General features: G+C 65.8%; 16 protein-coding genes. 3 read left to right on the plus strand and 13 right to left on the minus strand.

Translation table 11 applies throughout. The features are described from left to right. Window positions 1–77: 77 nt before the first annotated feature. The 4 genes from G3446_RS17620 to G3446_RS17635 all read right to left on the minus strand — a co-directional run bounded on the left by G3446_RS17620 (window position 78) and on the right by G3446_RS17635 (window position 6,031). The gene (locus G3446_RS17620) at window positions 78–431 is read right to left on the minus strand and encodes a four helix bundle protein (RefSeq protein ID WP_342450150.1); all 354 of its coding nucleotides are present in this window, start codon (window positions 429–431) and stop codon (window positions 78–80) included. 65 nt (window positions 432–496) lie between these two features. Further along, window positions 497–1,915 (minus strand): acetyl-CoA carboxylase biotin carboxylase subunit, encoded by a 1,419-nt coding sequence (locus G3446_RS17625; RefSeq protein ID WP_164454150.1) that lies wholly within the window; start codon window positions 1,913–1,915, stop codon window positions 497–499. Window positions 1,916–2,257: 342 nt separating this feature from the next. Further along, window positions 2,258–3,595 carry a four-carbon acid sugar kinase family protein gene (locus G3446_RS17630; RefSeq protein ID WP_164454151.1) on the minus strand — a complete coding sequence of 446 codons (1,338 nt, stop codon included), beginning with the start codon at window positions 3,593–3,595 and terminating at the stop codon, window positions 2,258–2,260. A 186-nt stretch (window positions 3,596–3,781) separates the two neighbouring features. After that, on the minus strand, window positions 3,782–6,031 hold the full coding sequence (locus G3446_RS17635) for a phosphoketolase family protein (RefSeq protein ID WP_164454152.1): 2,250 nt from the start codon (window positions 6,029–6,031) through the stop codon (window positions 3,782–3,784). 236 nt (window positions 6,032–6,267) lie between these two features. Between G3446_RS17635 and G3446_RS17640 the strand changes: the two genes are divergently transcribed. The 3 genes from G3446_RS17640 (at window position 6,268) to G3446_RS17650 (ending at window position 8,264) form a co-directional block, all read left to right on the plus strand. Beyond that, on the plus strand, window positions 6,268–7,044 hold the full coding sequence (locus tag G3446_RS17640) for an IclR family transcriptional regulator (RefSeq protein WP_164454153.1): 777 nt from the start codon (window positions 6,268–6,270) through the stop codon (window positions 7,042–7,044). A 70-nt stretch (window positions 7,045–7,114) separates the two neighbouring features. Beyond that, window positions 7,115–7,354: a hypothetical protein gene (locus G3446_RS17645; protein ID WP_164454154.1), complete on the plus strand. Its 240-nt coding sequence runs from the start codon at window positions 7,115–7,117 to the stop codon at window positions 7,352–7,354. Window positions 7,355–7,658: 304 nt separating this feature from the next. Further along, window positions 7,659–8,264 carry a glutathione S-transferase N-terminal domain-containing protein gene (locus G3446_RS17650; RefSeq protein WP_164454155.1) on the plus strand — a complete coding sequence of 202 codons (606 nt, stop codon included), beginning with the start codon at window positions 7,659–7,661 and terminating at the stop codon, window positions 8,262–8,264. Between the two features lie 38 nt (window positions 8,265–8,302). On the opposite strand, the gene G3446_RS17655 is transcribed toward G3446_RS17650, so the two are convergent. The 9 genes from G3446_RS17655 to G3446_RS17695 form a co-directional block, all read right to left on the minus strand. Beyond that, complete coding sequence (locus G3446_RS17655; protein ID WP_164454156.1) at window positions 8,303–8,776, minus strand: Na+/H+ antiporter subunit E; 474 nt, start codon at window positions 8,774–8,776, stop codon at window positions 8,303–8,305. Between the two features lie 127 nt (window positions 8,777–8,903). Continuing rightward, window positions 8,904–9,302, minus strand: coding sequence for a 4Fe-4S dicluster domain-containing protein (locus tag G3446_RS17660; RefSeq protein ID WP_164454157.1), 399 nt, complete (start codon window positions 9,300–9,302; stop codon window positions 8,904–8,906). A gap of 355 nt (window positions 9,303–9,657) precedes the next feature. After that, window positions 9,658–10,761, minus strand: a complete 1,104-nt coding sequence (locus G3446_RS17665) for an NADH-quinone oxidoreductase subunit D (RefSeq protein ID WP_164454158.1) — start codon at window positions 10,759–10,761, stop codon at window positions 9,658–9,660. After that, window positions 10,758–11,417, minus strand: coding sequence for an NADH-quinone oxidoreductase subunit C (locus G3446_RS28735; protein WP_164454159.1), 660 nt, complete (start codon window positions 11,415–11,417; stop codon window positions 10,758–10,760). The genes G3446_RS17665 and G3446_RS28735 overlap by 4 nt, the downstream gene beginning before the upstream one ends. Next, complete coding sequence (locus G3446_RS17675; RefSeq protein ID WP_164454160.1) at window positions 11,417–12,049, minus strand: NuoB/complex I 20 kDa subunit family protein; 633 nt, start codon at window positions 12,047–12,049, stop codon at window positions 11,417–11,419. The genes G3446_RS28735 and G3446_RS17675 overlap by 1 nt, the downstream gene beginning before the upstream one ends. Then, window positions 12,049–12,966: a respiratory chain complex I subunit 1 family protein gene (locus G3446_RS17680; RefSeq protein WP_164454161.1), complete on the minus strand. Its 918-nt coding sequence runs from the start codon at window positions 12,964–12,966 to the stop codon at window positions 12,049–12,051. The genes G3446_RS17675 and G3446_RS17680 overlap by 1 nt, the downstream gene beginning before the upstream one ends. Continuing rightward, window positions 12,966–14,741: a proton-conducting transporter transmembrane domain-containing protein gene (locus G3446_RS17685; RefSeq protein WP_164454162.1), complete on the minus strand. Its 1,776-nt coding sequence runs from the start codon at window positions 14,739–14,741 to the stop codon at window positions 12,966–12,968. Before G3446_RS17685 ends, G3446_RS17680 begins: the two co-directional genes overlap by 1 nt. Then, complete coding sequence (locus G3446_RS17690; RefSeq protein ID WP_164454163.1) at window positions 14,738–16,213, minus strand: complex I subunit 5 family protein; 1,476 nt, start codon at window positions 16,211–16,213, stop codon at window positions 14,738–14,740. Before G3446_RS17690 ends, G3446_RS17685 begins: the two co-directional genes overlap by 4 nt. Continuing rightward, window positions 16,213–16,593: a sodium:proton antiporter gene (locus G3446_RS17695; protein ID WP_164454164.1), complete on the minus strand. Its 381-nt coding sequence runs from the start codon at window positions 16,591–16,593 to the stop codon at window positions 16,213–16,215. Before G3446_RS17695 ends, G3446_RS17690 begins: the two co-directional genes overlap by 1 nt. Between the last annotated feature and the right edge of the window lie 24 nt (window positions 16,594–16,617).

Below are 16,617 nucleotides of genomic sequence, written 5' to 3' on the forward strand. Positions count from 1 at the left end.
CTCGGTGATGTGTATAAGTGACAGTTGGTCGGTGGTCGGTGGTCAGTGGTCAGTGGTCAGTGGTCAGTGGTCAGTGGTCAGTGGTCAGCAAGATTGTTGCGGAGGCCAACGAGCATGGCGGAAATTTCTCGCGTTTCGGCTATCCAGGATGTCCCCTTTTCCTTCTCGATATAGCCGATTTCGATGCCGATGTAGATCTGAGTGCGAAGCTCGCCGCAAGAGCCAAGCGCGATATCCATGTAGCGTTGCCGGTCTTTTCCAGAACGACGCTCTACGCCTTCGGCGATATTGCTGGGGACAGAGAGGCTCGAGCGCGTTATCTGGTCCCGAAAACCATAGTCGCGAACCCCCGCAAGCCCTTTGTAGATCTCCGCGCTGAGACGTGCGGACCGCTTCCAAACCTCAAGATCTTCAAAACGCACAGACGCCACGGCACTGCTCCAAGCCTATCCCTCGCTCCAACTGTCCACTGCCCACTGTTCACTGACCACTCCGACTAGAGTCCCGCATGCGCCGCCAACGCCGCCGCCAACGCCGCCGCAATATCCTCCCGCCTGCGCTTCGTCGAGTAATTCAGCAGCTCGGGATGGGCGTCGAGGAAGCCGGTGTCGAAGCTGCCGGCGCGGAAGTCCGGGTGGCGGAGGATCTCTTGATAGAAGGGGATGGTCGTCTTGACGCCGAAGAGCCCGGTGTCGCGGAGCGCGCGATGGCCGCGGTTGACGGCGTCTTCCCAGTTGAGGGCCCAGACGATGACCTTGGCCAGCATGGAGTCATAGTAGGGCGGGATGTGGTAGCCGGTGTAGATGGCGCCGTCGGTGCGGACGCCTGGGCCGCCGGGGGCGTAGTAGCGCGAGATGCGGCCGAAGCTGGGCAGGAAGTTGTTCTGCGGGTCCTCGGCGTTGACGCGGAACTGGATGGCGAAGCCGCGCCGCTTGATCTGATCTTGCCGATAGCGCAGCTGCAGCCCGGCGGCGACGCGGATCTGCTCCTCGACCAGGTCGACACCCGTGATGGTCTCGGTGATGGTGTGCTCGACCTGGATGCGGGTGTTCATCTCCATGAAGTAGAAGCGCCCGTCGGAGTCGAGCAGGAATTCGACCGTGCCTGCGTTGGTGTAGCTGACCGCGCGCGCCGCCAGCACGGCCAGCCCGCCGACGTACTGGCGCTGGGCGTCGTCGAGCTGGGGCGAGGGGGCGATCTCGATCAGCTTCTGGTTGCGGCGCTGGATGGAGCAATCGCGCTCGTAGAGGTGGACGCAGTTGCCGTGGTGGTCGGCCAGCACCTGGACCTCGATGTGGCGCGGGTTGACCACGCACTTCTCGAGAAAGACCTCGGCGCGGCCGAAGGCCTTGGTCGCCTCTGAGATAACGCGCTCGTAGTTGTTGCGCAGCGCCGCCGGGTCGTCGCAGCGGCGGATACCGCGCCCGCCCCCGCCCGAGGTCGCCTTGAGCATCACCGGGTAGCCGATGTCCTCCGCGAAGGCCAGCGCCTCATCGAGGCTCTCCAGATTGCCTGGGCTGCCGGGCGTCACGGGCACGCCGGCCTTCTGCATCGCCTGGCGCGCCGCCGTCTTGTCGCCCATGCGGGCGATCACCTCGGCGTTCGGGCCGATGAAGGTGATGCCGCGCCGCGCGCAGGCCAGCGCCAGCTCGGGGTTCTCGGACAGAAAGCCGTAGCCTGGGTGCACAGCGTCGCAGCCGGTCGCGACGGCCAGGTTGACGATGTTGTGGACGTTGAGATAGCCGGCGAGCGGGTCCGTGCCCAGGCTGTAGGCCTCGTCGGCCTTCTTGACGTGGAGCGAGTGCCGGTCGGCCTCGGCGTAGATGGCCGCGGAGCGGATGCCCATCTCGGCGCAGGCGCGGATGACGCGCACCGCGATCTCGCCGCGGTTGGCGATGAGGATCTTACGAAGCATGGGTTTGCCTCTGGGACGACCGCCGAGGCGGCCAGTGGGCGGTACGAGAGCGTCTCGCCGCTGATGCTGCTAAGCAGCATCGACTTAGGTGCGAATTGTACAAACCCGATGCGGGAATTGAAATTGCTGTTTCGTCAATCGAAAGGATCAATGCGAAGGAGCGGTCAGCCACCAGCGATCGGCCTCCAGCTGTTGGTTTGCCGGGGCTCTCGCCTATCGGAGACTTCATCCACTGGATGAGCTCGGGCGGACACCCTAAGACGACCAATCGCGACTGACAGCAAAAAGCTGGCCGCTGGAGGCTGGAGGCTGGAGGCTGGAAGCTGGTCGCTCTTCTCAGGCTCAACGCGTTTCTTGAGGATCGATGATGCGATAGACGCTCGCCAGGGCGTCGTCGCCGCCGACGTTGCCGGGGAAGATGACGACGGGCAGATCGGGGAAACGCGGATGGTCGGCCGGGCAGCGCACCACGGAGCAGCCGGGGTGGATCTGGCCCAGCACGCGGGCGGTGCGCAGCGCCAGCCCCTGGCTCAGGGTGTCGTTGGAGGTGATGCCGCCCTTGCTGATGAGGAAGCCGATCTCGCGCGGGAGGCTCCGCACCAGCCTCACCAAGAATCCGGAGACGCGCTCGCCGAAGGCCAGCCGCTCCGCCTTGGTGGGAAACTGGCGCTCGCCCCGGCTGGTGTAGAGCACCACGCCACGCCGCTCGTGCTGGGCGGTCTCCAGACGGTCGATCAGCTCGTGGAAGAGTGGCTCCTCGTCCTGGGTCAGACGCTCCAGGTCGATCTCGATGGGGACGGCATGGGTCTGCTCGATCAGGGTCTCCAACTGCCGCGTCGACTTGGCCACATGCGAGCCGACCAGCACGACGCCCGGCCGGCCGCCCCGCACATAGGCCGACATGGCCTCGGCCGCCACGGGCTGCGGGGGCAGGGCCGCGAAGGAGGTCAGCAGGCTGGCGGCGCTGCGGAAGAGGAAGCGCTTCCCCTGCCCGACCGCGGCGAGCACCTGACGCGCGAAGCTGTCCAGATCGGATTGCTGCTCCCCATCGACCGCGCAGCAGCCGTTGTCCGCCAGCCCGAGCAGCCGCGCCCCGATGTCGCCGCGCACGTCGGCGAGCGAGAAGCGTTCGACTTCTCCTGCGCGGATACGGCCAGCGGTCTTTTCCTCCACATAGTCGGGCAAGAAGGCGTGCTGGAAGCCGAAGACGGAGTCGCGCGCAAACTCGGTCTGATTGACGGGGACGGGCTCGCCATCGACCAGCAGAGAGTGCACGGCGTCCCGCGTGATACGGCCCCCTTCGAAAAAGGCCGGCACCAGGAAGTGCGCATCGAAGGGGCCAAGCTCCTCGGCGATGATGTCCGTCTCCACCGGATAGTGCCCGCGCAGGGTCGAGTCCGAGCGGCTGACGACGAGCGGCTGGATCGGCCGCCCGGCCTCCTCAAGAGAGGCAAGCGCCTGGCGCAGGTTGACGCAGATCTCGCGGGTGACGCGCGCCGCGTCCTCGGCGCTCATGCCGCGCGTGTTGCTCAGCACGAAGAAGAGCGGCGCCGCGTCGGTCAGCGCCTCGATCAGGGTCTCCGGATCCCAGCGCGTCAGCAGCAGACAGGAGTGGACGGTCTGGGAGCCGGTCGGGTCATCGTCGATGGCGATGATCTTGGTCGTGGGTGTCTGGGTCATGGTCTGTTCGCTCTGGCGACCGTCTGAATGGAAACGCCGTGGGAGCGCCGCCCCGGCGCGACTTGCTCCGGCGTCGGTGCAAACCTCGTCGCGGCGGGGCGCCGCTCCCACCCTGGATCGATGGGTTTCGCGGCCATTGGCATCGACGCTCGACATCGGAGGCGTGCCATGGCCGCTCTACCCATCCTACGCCGCGCTCTCCAGCTCCGGCCGCGCCTGCCCCATCAGGGCCTTGGCACGCCGCTCCAGGCTCTCGGGCGAGATGCCGTTGAACGCCATGATCTCGGCCGGGCTCGCGGTGGTCTCGCCGCGCTGCCAGCCGACCAGGTCCCGCGCCGCCGCGCGGCTGCGCAGCATCACGGGCTCCAGCGCCACGGTCCCGCCGCCGCTCACGCCGATGAGGGCATCGCCCTCGAACAGGGCCTCGAAGTCGTCGTCCCCCATGAAGCCGCCATCCGCCTCCGAGCTGTGCGACCAGGCCACGTCGTCCGGGCGATAGAGCCTGCGCGGGTTGGCGATGGCGACGATGCGCACCCGGTAGCCGGCCGACTCCAAGCGCTCCTTCGCCGCGAAGACCGGCTGGAGCACCATGTCGCCCGTCACGGCGAAGACGATGGTGCCCAAGGACCCCTGCGCCGATTCGTAGAGACTGATGGCGCCCGCGTCGATCGCCTGGCGCGCCTGCTCCATGCTGGTGTAGACCGGCAGCGCGGACTTGGAGGCGATGATGCTGATGCACTTGTTGGACTGCCCCACTGCCCAGCCGTAAGCGGCCTGGATCAGGTTGGCGTCCGACGGATAGAGCAGATAGACGTTGCCGTTGCGCATCTGGCCGCCGATGTAGTTCTCGATCTCGGGCCTCTGGTGGGTCCAGCCGTTGCGGCCCTGCTCCAGCGCGCCGGCGGTGAACATGGAGACCATCGCCGGGGTCTTGCGCCGCAGCTCGGCCATGGCCTGACCCACGGTCTGGACGATGGGCCAGCCGTTGATGGCGAAGCTCTCGTAGGACAGCCAGAGCGAGCGCCCGCCGAAGAGCGCCAGGCCAGCCGCGAAGCCGGCGCAGGCGTCCTCGTTCAGCGGCTCGTACACCTGGCCGCTCGGCGACTGGTTGTAGAGCGCGTCCTCGGTCGGGTGACGGATCTTCAGGGCCTCGTTGATCGCCTTCATGGCCGAGGCCTCATTGCCGTCGGCGTTGGTGACCACGAAGTCGGCGTCGCGCTGACCGAGCGCCGCCACCATCTGCGCCAGGGTGCTGGAGGGCACGGCCTTGTCGCCGACCGCGAATGCCTGCGTCGGCAGCTCGCCGATGTCCGTCAGCGGGCGCTCGAATTCGGTCACCACCGTCCGCCCGGCGGGTCCGCCGCCGGCGCGCTCCATGTTGGATCGCGCCAGGGTCCAGGCCTCGGGCGAGAGGGCACCGCGCTCGAGCGCGGCGGCGATGCTCGGCTTCTCGGCCGTGTCGCCGGGATAGAGGTTGTGCGACTTGGCACCGCTGGCATGCACACCCGCGCCCTTGAGCTGCTTGATGATGAAGACCGTGAGGGTGCCGCCCATCGCCGACTCGGCCGCCTCCCGCATCCCCTCCAGCACGGCCCGCGAGAAGGCGCGGCGCGCCTCCGGACCGAAGCAGGTGCTGTCCACATAGGCACCGTCCTGGCCCTGGTCGTCGAAGTCTTTGGCGTCGATCAGGATGACGCGCTCGAAGTCGTGCGCCCGCCAGTAGGCCTCCATCTGGGCGTTGTCCATCAGGGACACCATGGAGTGGTGCTCCTGGCTGAAGCCGTTCCAGACCAGCACCGGCAGGAAGTTGGTCACCTCGGGATAGGAGGTATGGAAGTGCTTGATGGCCGAGAGGATGTAGGGCTCTCCCAGACCGCCGTCGCCGATGGTGCAAGGAAAGAGCTTGTCGCGATTGAGATAGGCGCCGGCCATGGCGAAGTGCTGACCCTGGCCGAGCGGGCCAGCTGGCGCCAGCAAGCCGGGGATGGCGCCCGAGAGGTGACCGAGCAGCCCATCGCGCTCGCGGAAGCGCGCCTGGAGGTCGGTCATGGTGCGGATGCCCATGTCCTCCAAAGAGCCGTCGAGGAACATGGCGCTGTAGAAGCCGGGCGCATGGTGGCCCACCTCGGTCACGATATTGGTATGCCCCAGCATCGCGAGCGCCGCATAGGCATCCGCCGAGCTGGCGAAGCCGCCTGGGTGGCCGGACTCCTTGGAGGCGCAGAGCTGCAGGGTGAGGTAGCGCAGCGCGTCGGCGGTCAGCTGGGTCTGGTAGACGGCCGCATCGTCGATCTCCCGGATGCCGGTTTCGCCGTCGCGAATCGCCGGCTGCCCGCCGAATCGGCCGAAGTCCTGGTCGGCCGCCCCGAAGTGCAGGATGCCTTCGCAGAAGGCCGGGGTGGATTGGCTGCTGGGGGTCGCGGATGCGGTGGTCATGTCTGGTCTCCCGTCTCAGTTGGTGTCAGTGCCAGGGCCGGTATGTCTCCGGCGTTGGGCACGAATCTAGGGGAGCACCCAGAATTCCGCAATAAGCAACAGTTTTCACATTATGAAATACGCTCGATTCCTCGACGCATGGCTGCGAGAGCATTGATTTCATTGGCCACAGGGCGAGACAGCCGGCGGCGTTTGTGCTTCCATATCGTGAAATATCCTCACAAGGATCTCTCACCATGCAAGAAAACACTACTCAGGGCGCACGAATCCAGGTCATCGACCGAGCCGCCACGCTGCTCGATGCCATCGCCCGCTACCCAGACCCCGTCAGCCTCAAGGTCCTGTCCGCCGAGACCGGGCTCCACGCCTCCACCGCCCACCGCATCCTCGCCTCGCTCATTCAGAACCAGTTCGTCGAGCGCGATGCCGCGGGCCACTACCGGCTCGGCCTGCGCTTGCTGCAGCTCGGCGTGCGCCTGCACGGCAATGTCGACGTGCGCGCCATTGCCCGCCCCGTCATGGAGGCGCTCAGGGACCAGCTCGGGGAGACCATCAACCTGACCATCCGCGAGGGCGACGCCGTCGTCTACATCGAGAAGGTCACGCCCAACCGCATGATCCACGTCCAGCAGCTCGTCGGCTCGCGCGCGCCGCTGCACGTCACCGCCGTCGGCAAGCTCATGCTCGGCGCCGCCGGCGAGGACGCCATGCGCGCCTATGCAAGCCGCACCAACCTCCCGGCCTATACACGCAACAGCATTACCACCCTGCCCCGCCTCATCGCCGAGTGCAGCGCCTCTTTGGGGCGCGGCTATGCACTGGACGACGAGGAGGCGGAGATGGACGTCGGCTGTATCGGGGTCCTAATCTATGAAAGCACCGGCAACGTCAGCGCCGGGCTCTCGGTGTCGGCGCCGATCAACCGACGGCGATTGGAGTGGGTGGAGGACTTGGTTGCTGCGGGAAGAATACTGTCCAGCCGCCTTGGACACTCAACCGAGAGCCAAGCATGAAATACCCCAAGCACTGAGGTGCGCCTAGAGCAGAGAGCCAAGGGCTCGACACGATGAGCGGGAGCTGCACATGAACGCCTACAAGACCTATGCCCAGTTGGATGCAAGCGGCCGCCTGGTGCTTGAGGGACTGCCCTTCCGGCAAGGGGCACTCGTCGAGGTGCTGGTCATTGATCAGACGCGTCGACCGGAGGAGCGCGTCGAGAGCTGGCGTGCCTTGATGCGCCATACTCAAGCGCTACCACAGAGTCAGAGCATCACCGACGAGGACATTGCGGCCGAGGTCGATCGCCATCGGAGTGGCCGTTGAAAGTCGTCATCGACACCAACCTGCTGGTTTCTGCGGTCATCCGGGACCGCCTACCCGAGCAGATTCTGCTGTCGAGACGCGCATCCTCTCCGTCCGGCAGTTTGCGTCGATCATCGGATTGGCCAACTCATAGGGCTCGACCCCATCCGGCTGAGAGCGGATTCACGGAAATTGTCATGAACCGAGGATTTCCCTAGACTGAAAAATTAGCATCCTCTAAATTACTTAAATCCTACGAGTCGGGCCTGGTGAAACCTGAGCCGACTTGGTGCCGGTCGTCCACAGCAGTAAACGGGGGGACTCAATGCTACTTCGACACTCACACGCCTCGCCCTACTCGCGCAAGATCACGGTCTTGCTTCACGAGACGGGCCTAATCGACGACGTTCGTCTGGAAGATGCCGACGGTTGGGACGAGCCCGATGCGCTGGTCCGAGAAAACCCGCTCTCCACGGTTCCAACCCTGACGCTGCACGACGGCCGGGCGCTCTTCGACAGCGCGGTGATCTGCGAGTACCTGGATCGCCAGCACGCCGGGCGCGCCATGATCCCCAAGACCGGGGAGCTGCACTGCCAGGTGCTGCTCGATCAGGCCTTGGCGGACGGCATCATGGGCTGCGCCGAGCTGATCGCCATGGAGCGGGAGAAGCGCCCGGAGGCACTGAGGTGGGATGAATGGGTGGCGCTCAAGCAGCGCGCCATCGAGCGATCGCTCGACAGGCTGGAGCAAAATACCGAAGCCCTGACCGACCGCGTCGATCTCGGCACCATCTCGGTCGCCGTGGCACTCGGCTATCTCGACTCCCGCAACCTCGTCGGCGACTGGCGGGGGAGCCGTCCCGCGCTGGCATCCTGGTTTGCGGAATACAGCCAGCGCCCATCGATGACGGCGACAGCGCCGCCGGCCTGACGCCGGATCGCGCAGCGCCAAGGGACCGGCGACGAGGCTCAGATTCGGGCGATCGCCCGCTCCATCTCCTCCTTGATCGCGGCGCCAGCGCCCTCCGGATCCGTCTGCTGGACGTCGATCCAGTGGACATACATGTCCTCGCCTTCCATCTCCAGCGTCACCGTGCCTGGCGTCAGGGTGATGCTGTTGGCCAGGATGAGGCGCTGGTAGGGCGCTGTCAGCCCGGTCTTGACCCGCACGATCCCCGGATTGATCGGCAAGCTCGGGCTGAGCACACGCCTAGCGACGTCGATATTCGCCAGGACCAGGTTCTTGAGGAAGACCGGCAGATAGGCCAACAGCGGCAGCAGCCGCCATGACCGCTCCGACGCGCCCGCCCGCTGGGCCGGGATGGCCAGCCAGACGACGGCCGCCGAGATCAGGAGACCGGCGACCAGCTCTTGCGGGTCCAGGCTGTTGGTGAGTCCGAGCCAGACGATAAAGAGAATCAAGCCCCATTGAAACCGCTGCATGGATGTCTCTCTTAGGCGTTTGAATAACCGGGCGAGCTAGCCGATACACCCGTAGGGTGGACGAGCGAGAGCGAAGTCTACCACCCGCTGGAGGCTGGCCGCTGGAAGCTGGCGGCTGAAAGCGCCCTCACTCATCCTTCGGCACATAGAGGAAGCTGTTGGCATCGGCGCTGACGTAGACGTAGTCGGCTTCCAATCTCAACGAGTTTGGACCGCAGACGTCGGCACAGAGCCCGCACCAGCAGCAACGTCCGTAGTCGATGCGCGGGATCAGGCCGCTGGCGTTCTTTGGATTCATGCCCTCCTCCGACAGCGGCTCGACCATGTCGATCGCCTCGTTCATGCAGATATCCTGGCAGTTCCCACAGCCAACGCAGGTGCTGAGCGTGTTGACGTGAAAGCCGCGATAGCCGGTGACGTCCGGGCGGCGATCGACCGGATAGCTCAGCGTATGCGGCTGCTTGAAGCCCTGCTTCAGGGCAGTGAAGGGATGGATGACGCCCTTGACATCGAGATTCCAGGACATGACTACGCCTCCGAGGGGCGATTGGGGGTGAGGGAAAATCCTAGGGTGGACAAGCGCAGCGCATTCCACCAGCGCCGGAGCCGGAGCGGGGCTGAAGCACGAGGGACAGTGAGACGGAAACGCATAAGCCAATGGCGTGGGAGCGCCGCCCCGGCGCGACTTGCTCCAATGTCGGAGGGGGCCTCGTCGCGGCGGGGCGCCGCTCCCACCCAGGATGCGGATCGTGGGGTGGACAAGCGCAGCGCAGTCCACCAGCGGCGGCGCGGGGCCAGGTGGACTTAGCTCTCGCTCGTCCACCCGACGTCGGGCTGACACCGACCGATGGCGGCAGAGCCTTGACTGATGGAAGCGCTGCTCATCGCTCGATCTCCGGCGGGCAGATACCCAGCGAGTTCATGATGAGCGCGACATCGGCGAGCTGGGCGCCTTCCAAGAGAGGCTCCAGCAGGGTGTAGGCATGGACGATGGATGGCCCGCGCACCTGTAGGCGCCGCAGGTGAGCCGTACCGTCGCCCGCCATGAAATAGCCGAAGGCCCCTCTGGCCGATTCGGACTGCACATAGGTCTCGCCCTTGGGCACCTTGAAATTGCGGTGCTTGGGCAGCTTGCACTGGAAGGGACCCTCGGGAAGCTGCTCGAGGACCTGGCGCAGGATGCGGATGCTCTGGTCCATCTCGGCGCGTCGCACCAGGGCGCGGGCATAGGCATCGCCGGCGGTCTGGGTCGGGATGTCGAAGTCGAGCCGGTCGTAGACCAGGTAGGGCGCGTCCTTGCGGACGTCGCGCGGGATGCCGCAGGCGCGAACGACAGGGCCGGCATAGCCATTGCGGATGCAGTCGTCGGCATCTACCACGCCCACGCCCTGCAGCCGCTTCTTGACGGCCGCGTTGTCGAAGAAGATGCGGTCGTACTCGGGCAGACGGCCCTCGAGCGTATCCAGCAGCCGGGTCAGATGCTCGGGCAGGTCCTCCGGGAGGTCGCGCTTCACGCCGCCCGGATAGATGTACATGTGGTAGACGCGCCCGCCGGTGATGGCCTCGAAGAGGTCGAGGATGTAGTCGCGCTCGCCCACCGCCCACTGGGGGACGATCTCGTGGCCGATGGAGCCGCCCTGCCCGGCCAGCCAGAGCAGATGGGCCTGCAGGCGCGCCAGCTCCAGGATCATGACGCGAATGAACTGGGCGCGCTCGCTGACCTCGAGTCCCATCAGCTCCTCGACGCCGCGCGCGAAGTTCTCTTCGTTGGGGTCGGGCTCGGGCACGCAGATGCGGCAGACGATGGTGAAGGCCTGGATGACGGTGCGCCGCTCGATCAGCTTCTCGAAGCCGCGGTGCAGGTAGCCGACATGGGTCACGGCCTTGACGATGGTCTCGCCGTCCAGGTCCAGCTCCATGCTCATGTTGCCGGTGACGCCGGGGTGCTGCGGACCGTGGAAGATCTTGATGGTGTCGCCGCTCATGCGCTGCCCTCCCCGGACTCCGGCTTGGCGGCCTTCGGCCCGGGCTCCGGCTTGGCGACCTTTTCCGCCGGCGCAGGCTTGGGTGCGGCCCCCGCCTTCTGGGCCTGCTCCGCCTGCGCCGCCTTGGCGGCCTTCTTCGCCTCCTTCCGCTTGCGGATGGCTTCGCGCACGTCCTGGTTGTCCTCGCGGCCGGGGCGCATCTCGTAGGTGGCTTCGACGAACTTGAGGGTGTCGAACTCGCGCCGCATCGGCGGGATGTCGGTCCAGCCCTCGAGCATGAAGTCGACCAGGCTGGGGTGGCCCTCGATCGGGATGCCGAACATCTCGTGCAGCTCGCGCTCGAAGATCTCGGCCTGGGGCCAGAGCGGGATGGCGGTGGCGATGCCCTCGCCCTCGCGGCCGATGTGGATCTGGACACCCAGCGAGCGCTCGCGCTCGGCCGTCTCCAGCATGTAGGTCAGGCAGAAGACGCCGTCTTCCATCCAATCCGTGCAGGCGATGGTCTCCAGGGTGACGAAGCCGTGCTGGCGCTGCAGCTGACCGAGCAGGGAAAAGAGCTGGGCCTTGGGCACGCGGACGAAGGCCTGATCCGGCCGCCTCTGGGTCTGCTCCAGGACCTCGAAGCCCGACAGCTTGGGCAGGAGGACGTCCAGCATCAGGCGACGCCCCCGGCGTGGTACCAGTCGTAGGTGTAGGCCGGTGGCATCTCCTCGCCCAACGCCTTGCGCTGGTTGGCCTTGTACCAGTCGATGTTCTCGCGGTACTGGTGATAGCCGGCCTTCCCGCCCTGCTTGATACGCTGCTGCAGGGCGACGAAGCCCTCGATCAGGGCCTCGGGCCGCGGCATGCAGCCGTTGACGTAGATGTCTATGGGGATGTAGCGGTCGACCTGCTTGACCGTGTTGTAGGAGTCCCAGTACATGCCGCCGTTGATGGTGCAGCTGCCCAGCCCGATGACGTACTTCGGCTCCTGCATCTGCTCGTAGCTGCGGATGACCCGGCGCAGCGTCTTGAGCGCGAGATAACCGCTGATGACGAGCACGTCCGCCTGGCGTGGCGTGGCCGCGCCGATGATGCCGAAGCGCTCGGCGTCGAAGCGGCTGGTCATGAGCGGGCGCATCTCGATGGCGCCGCAGCCCGTGCCATAGGCCAGGACGAAGAGGCTCCTCTGGCGCATCCAGGCGATCAGCTTGTCGAGCACCCCCTCCCGGACGGTCTCGGCATCACCAGGCACCTCCAGCATGGCCTGCTCGCATTGGAAGCCTTCACATTGGGTCTTGTGGTACATCACGCACTCCAGGAGGGAAGCCAGACGGTCAGGATGACGGCCAGGACGCCGATCCCCAGCGGGACCTTCCAGAAGAAGTCCACCGCCTGCTCGGTCTTGAGCCGGGGAAAGACCATGCTGATCGCCGTGGTCAGCAGGAAGAGGGAGAAGGCCTTGGCGATGAGGACCAGGACATTGCTGGCCCCGCCCAGGAAGAGATCGACCACCAGCACCAGCTTGGCGATGGACATCATCATGTTCTGGGTCATGAGCACGCCGAGCAGCCGGCCGCCGAACTCGACGCGCGGCCCGGCGTAGACCTCGACCGGCGCGCCCACCACGTCGAAGGGCGAGGCGTTCTGCGCGGCGATGAAGGGCAGCAGGATGACGACGAAGGCGACCGGGTTGGTCACGATGCCCCAATTCGCCAGACCGTCCTGCGCCGCCATGATGGCGTGCACCGAGCTCGTCTCGTGCTGCAGCATCACCAGCGCCAGCCCCAAGAAGAAAGGCACCTCCAGCCCCATGAGCCGGGTCAGGCCGCGGGTCACGCCCATGACGCCGAAGGGGTTGCCGCTCGAGCCCACCGCCAGTGCGTTGCCCAGCGGGCCGACCACCAGCAGGTAGATGATGAGGATGAGGTTGCCGTATTGGGAAAAGCCCTGGAGCCAAGTCGAGTCTTTGAGGAAGGGGACGAAGAGCACCGTGGTGAAGGCCCCTGCCATGATGATCATGGGGCCAAAGAAGAACATGGGACCGTGGCTCAGGGTCTCCGACTTGAAGAAGAACTTCATGTTGTCGAAGAAGTTCTGCCAGATGCTCGGTCCCCAGCGGCGCTGGATGCGCGCATTGAGCTGGCGGTAGAAGCCGTAGAAGAGAAAGCCCATGACATAGCTGACGCCGATCATGGCCAGCGAATCGACAACGGCGTGCATCATCACAGCCCTCCCATCATTGCCCGAGCGGCGAGACTCGCGGCAAGAACCACCACGGCGATCAGGATCCAGGCCTGGGGCCGGCCGACATAGAGGTTGCCCAGCAGCGCCGCGGCGGCACGCATCTGACCCGCCAGCCCCAGATAGAAGCCGCGTGTCCCCTGCCGCAGGATCCAGCCGACCAAGGGGATGCGGCGCAGCTCCCGACCCATGCCGGCACCATAGTGCAAGGGCGTGTCGGCGGTTGGGACCTCACCCGCAAAACTCAGATCGTAGGGGCTGCCGGCACGGCGCATGCGCCCGCGCAGCAGCAGAAAAAGCCCGGTGACGAGCACGAAGGCGATGCCGAAGACCAGCATGAGCACGACCCCGTCGTAGCCGCCATAGACCGTCGTTAGCTTCGCCCAGGACTCGGCCCCGATCGGCGCCATCTGCAGACCGACCAGCACCGGATCGATCAGGACGTCGATGGCGAGCCCCGGAAAGAGCCCGAAGAGCACCAGCAGACCCATGAGGATCACCTGAGGCACCAGGTATGGCCAGGGCGCCTCGCGCGCCTCCTTCGCCCCGGGCGAATTGGCGTGACCCAGGAAGGGCGCATAGATCAGCTTGTAGCAGTAGATGAAGGCCGCCGTGCTGGCCAGGATCATGGCCGCGAGCAGCAGTAGCCAGCGGGCATCGACCAGCGAGACGAAGACCAGGTACTTGGCGGCGAAGCCCGGCAGCGGCGGCATCCCGGCCAGCCCGATGATGCCGATGAGCACCCCGAAGAAGGAGATGGGCATGCGCTCGATCAGCCGCCCGAGATCCTTGAACTGGCGCTGCCCGGTCTGCAGCACGATCCCGGCGACACTGATGAAGAGCAACACCTTGACCAGGGTGTGCACCAGCGCGAGATAGAGCGCCCCGGCGATGGCCAGCGAGCTGCCGACGCCGACCGCCGTGGTGATGTAGCCGACCTGCGCGATGGAGGAATAGGCCAGCAGGCGCTTCATGTCCTCCTGCGAGATCGCCTTGAAGGTGGCGACGACGGAGGTGATGACGCCGACCCAGGCCAGCAGATAGCCGAAGGCCGGCCCGTTCAGGAAGCGGCCGGCGAAACTCGCCAAGGCATCCGGGAAGAGGGTCGGCAGCAAGATCAGACCATAGACGCCCATCTTGGAGACCGACCCCGAGAGGAAGGCGCTGAAGGCGTCAGGCGCCTGGTCGTAGCTGCTCGGGATCCAGATGTGCAGCGGCAGGGTGCCGACCTTGATGAGGAAGGCGAGCCCGAAGAGGGCCAGCAGCGTGAGCGCCTGCGGCAGGCTCGGCTCGGCGAGCGAGCGGATCGCGAAGTCCCCGGTCAGGCTGAAGAAGACCAGGATCCCGGCCAGCAGCAGGAAGGCCGAGGCCAGATTGAAGAGGATGAAGGACTGGGAGGTCTCCATATCCGCGCGCGACGAGCGCAGCAGGAGCAGGTAGCTGCTCCAGGTCATGACCTCCCAACCGACGAAGAAGCTGACGAAATCACCCGCGAGCAGCAGGAGCTGCATCCCCAGCAGCAAGAGCACATAGAGCACCAGGGACGGCCAATCGCAGGGCCTTCTCAGCATCGGCAGGGCGACCAGGGGCGCCGCCAGGGCCAGGAGCGTGAGAAAGAAACCGGCCAAGGGGGTCAGCGTCAAATGGAGCCGGATACCATCGATCAGAGCCCAGGACAGACTTCCGTCCCAGGTCACCAGCAATAGCGTCGGACTCAGCGAAACGACGAAAAACAGCAGACGAAGCATCGCGCTCATGACCCAGCCCCCAGCACTGCACTCAAAGCCGCACCCCGATCCAACAGGGTCTGGGCGCCTTCGATGAAGAGGTCGTCGACCAGGAAGGGTGCGACGCCGAGCAAGATGATGAGCCCAGCGGCCACGCCCATGGGCACGTAGGCCATGCGCTCCACCGGCGCGGCTGCCTTGAGGTCGCCATTGGGGTCATAGAGCACCTTGATCCAGCGGAAGTAATACCCTGCCTCGATGAGGGCTGCGAGCAGGATGAGGGCGACCGGCCAGAAGACGCCTGCCTCGGCAAAGCCTTTGAGGATCCAGAGCTTGCTCGCGAAGCCGCTGAGCGGCGGCAGCCCCATGACGGCGAGCGCACCCAGCACGAACAAGGCTGCAGCCAAGGGCCTGGCCCGCCCGGCACCGGCCAGGTCCGCGAGCCGCGCCGAGACGAAGCTGCGCAGCAAGACCGCGGCCGTCAGGAAGAGCAGCAGCTTGACCAGGGTGTGATTGACCATGTGGAAGAGACCGCCGGCCGTGGTCGCCTGCATCCCGAAGCCCAGCGCCAGCGTAATGAGACCGATCTGCCCGAGCGACGAGTAGGCCAGCATGCGGCGCATGTCCTCCTGGCGCAGTGCGACCACCTCGGCAATCAGCATGGTAGTCGCCCCCAGCCCCATGAGCCAAAGGCCCGCGACTTGTGGGTCCGCCAGCAGCAGAAACACCAGGTGGAAGAGCACGAAGAGGAAGGCCTTGACCAGCAGCCCCGAGAAGAGGCCCGCCAGGACCGGATGACTGCCCTGGTAGACGTCCGGCACCCAGAAGTTGAAGGGGAAGAGCTCGGCCTTGATCCCCAGCCCGACCAGCATCAGCAGCCCGATGAGGAGCTGCATGGGCGCGGGAATCCCGCCGAAGCGAGCCGCCACCGCGGCCATATTGAGCTGACCCGTCTGCAGATAGATCAGGACGACCGAAAAGAGGAAGAAGACGGCGGCCACCGAGCCGATGATGAGGTACTTGAGCCCGGCCTCGAGCGCGGAGGCATCCCGCCGCAGGGCGCTCAGCGCATAGGCACTGACCCCGGCGATCTCGAGGAAGACGTAGAGATTGAAGAGATCGCCCGTCAGCACCATGCCGTTGCATCCGGCGATCAGGAGCAGCAGGAAGACGAAGGCACGACGATCGCGCAGATAGGGCTCGGCGTCGCTCAGCCAAATGAAGGCAGTCGCCAAGAGTCCCGCGAGGCTGATGAGCGCAACCAGGATCCAGGATGCGCTATCCAGCTGCAGATGGATCCCCAGCGGCGGCGCGATGACGATGGTCTCCAGCAGCGGCCCCGTCCGCACCTCCGGCAAGAGCACGAAGGCCAAGAGCAGCAGCAGGGCCGGCGTCCCGACCAGCAGGGGCATCAGCAGCCGGTAACGGACCCACAGCGGCGACGCGAAGGCCAGCAGCAGCGGCAGCGCGACGAACCAGACAGGCGTGAGCGGCAGGGTCATCAGAGCTCCTTCAGCTCGGTCATGCGGGCGATGTCCGCCTTGCCGGTCAGGCGGTGGTATTGGACGGCCAGGCTCACGCCCAGCGCCAGCACCGCCAGGCCGATGACGATGGCCGTCAGCGTCAGTGCCTGGGGCACGGGATCGGCCATGCCGGCGAATTCGGTCAGGCCGTCGGAGAGGATGGGCGCGGTCTCGCCCGGCGAGGTCGCAAGCCCGACGAACAGGAGATAAACCGACAGCTCCATCACCGCGATGCTGATCAGCACCTTCAGCAGATGACGCTTGGCCAGCAGGCCGTAGAGGCCGATGAAGAACAGGGTCAGGGTCCCCAGGACGTAGATGCCATGGAGAATCTTGGGGTCATCCAGGAAGGCCAACATCGCCTACAACTCCTCACAACGAAA

Source organism: Thiorhodococcus minor (assembly GCF_010820565.1).
In the GTDB taxonomy this organism is placed as follows: domain Bacteria; phylum Pseudomonadota; class Gammaproteobacteria; order Chromatiales; family Chromatiaceae; genus Thiorhodococcus; species Thiorhodococcus minor.

Coding starts and splice junctions, on each gene's coding strand:
- G3446_RS17625 (WP_164454150.1), bottom strand. CDS start 1,915: ATGCTTCGTAAGATCCTCATCGCCAACCGCGGCGAGATCGCGGTGCGC.
- G3446_RS17630 (WP_164454151.1), bottom strand. CDS start 3,595: ATGACCCAGACACCCACGACCAAGATCATCGCCATCGACGATGACCCG.
- G3446_RS17635 (WP_164454152.1), bottom strand. CDS start 6,031: ATGACCACCGCATCCGCGACCCCCAGCAGCCAATCCACCCCGGCCTTC.
- G3446_RS17640 (WP_164454153.1), top strand. CDS start 6,268: ATGCAAGAAAACACTACTCAGGGCGCACGAATCCAGGTCATCGACCGA.
- G3446_RS17645 (WP_164454154.1), top strand. CDS start 7,115: ATGAACGCCTACAAGACCTATGCCCAGTTGGATGCAAGCGGCCGCCTG.
- G3446_RS17650 (WP_164454155.1), top strand. CDS start 7,659: ATGCTACTTCGACACTCACACGCCTCGCCCTACTCGCGCAAGATCACG.
- G3446_RS17655 (WP_164454156.1), bottom strand. CDS start 8,776: ATGCAGCGGTTTCAATGGGGCTTGATTCTCTTTATCGTCTGGCTCGGA.
- G3446_RS17660 (WP_164454157.1), bottom strand. CDS start 9,302: ATGTCCTGGAATCTCGATGTCAAGGGCGTCATCCATCCCTTCACTGCC.
- G3446_RS17665 (WP_164454158.1), bottom strand. CDS start 10,761: ATGAGCGGCGACACCATCAAGATCTTCCACGGTCCGCAGCACCCCGGC.
- G3446_RS28735 (WP_164454159.1), bottom strand. CDS start 11,417: ATGCTGGACGTCCTCCTGCCCAAGCTGTCGGGCTTCGAGGTCCTGGAG.
- G3446_RS17675 (WP_164454160.1), bottom strand. CDS start 12,049: ATGTACCACAAGACCCAATGTGAAGGCTTCCAATGCGAGCAGGCCATG.
- G3446_RS17680 (WP_164454161.1), bottom strand. CDS start 12,966: ATGATGCACGCCGTTGTCGATTCGCTGGCCATGATCGGCGTCAGCTAT.
- G3446_RS17685 (WP_164454162.1), bottom strand. CDS start 14,741: ATGAGCGCGATGCTTCGTCTGCTGTTTTTCGTCGTTTCGCTGAGTCCG.
- G3446_RS17690 (WP_164454163.1), bottom strand. CDS start 16,213: ATGACCCTGCCGCTCACGCCTGTCTGGTTCGTCGCGCTGCCGCTGCTG.
- G3446_RS17695 (WP_164454164.1), bottom strand. CDS start 16,593: ATGTTGGCCTTCCTGGATGACCCCAAGATTCTCCATGGCATCTACGTC.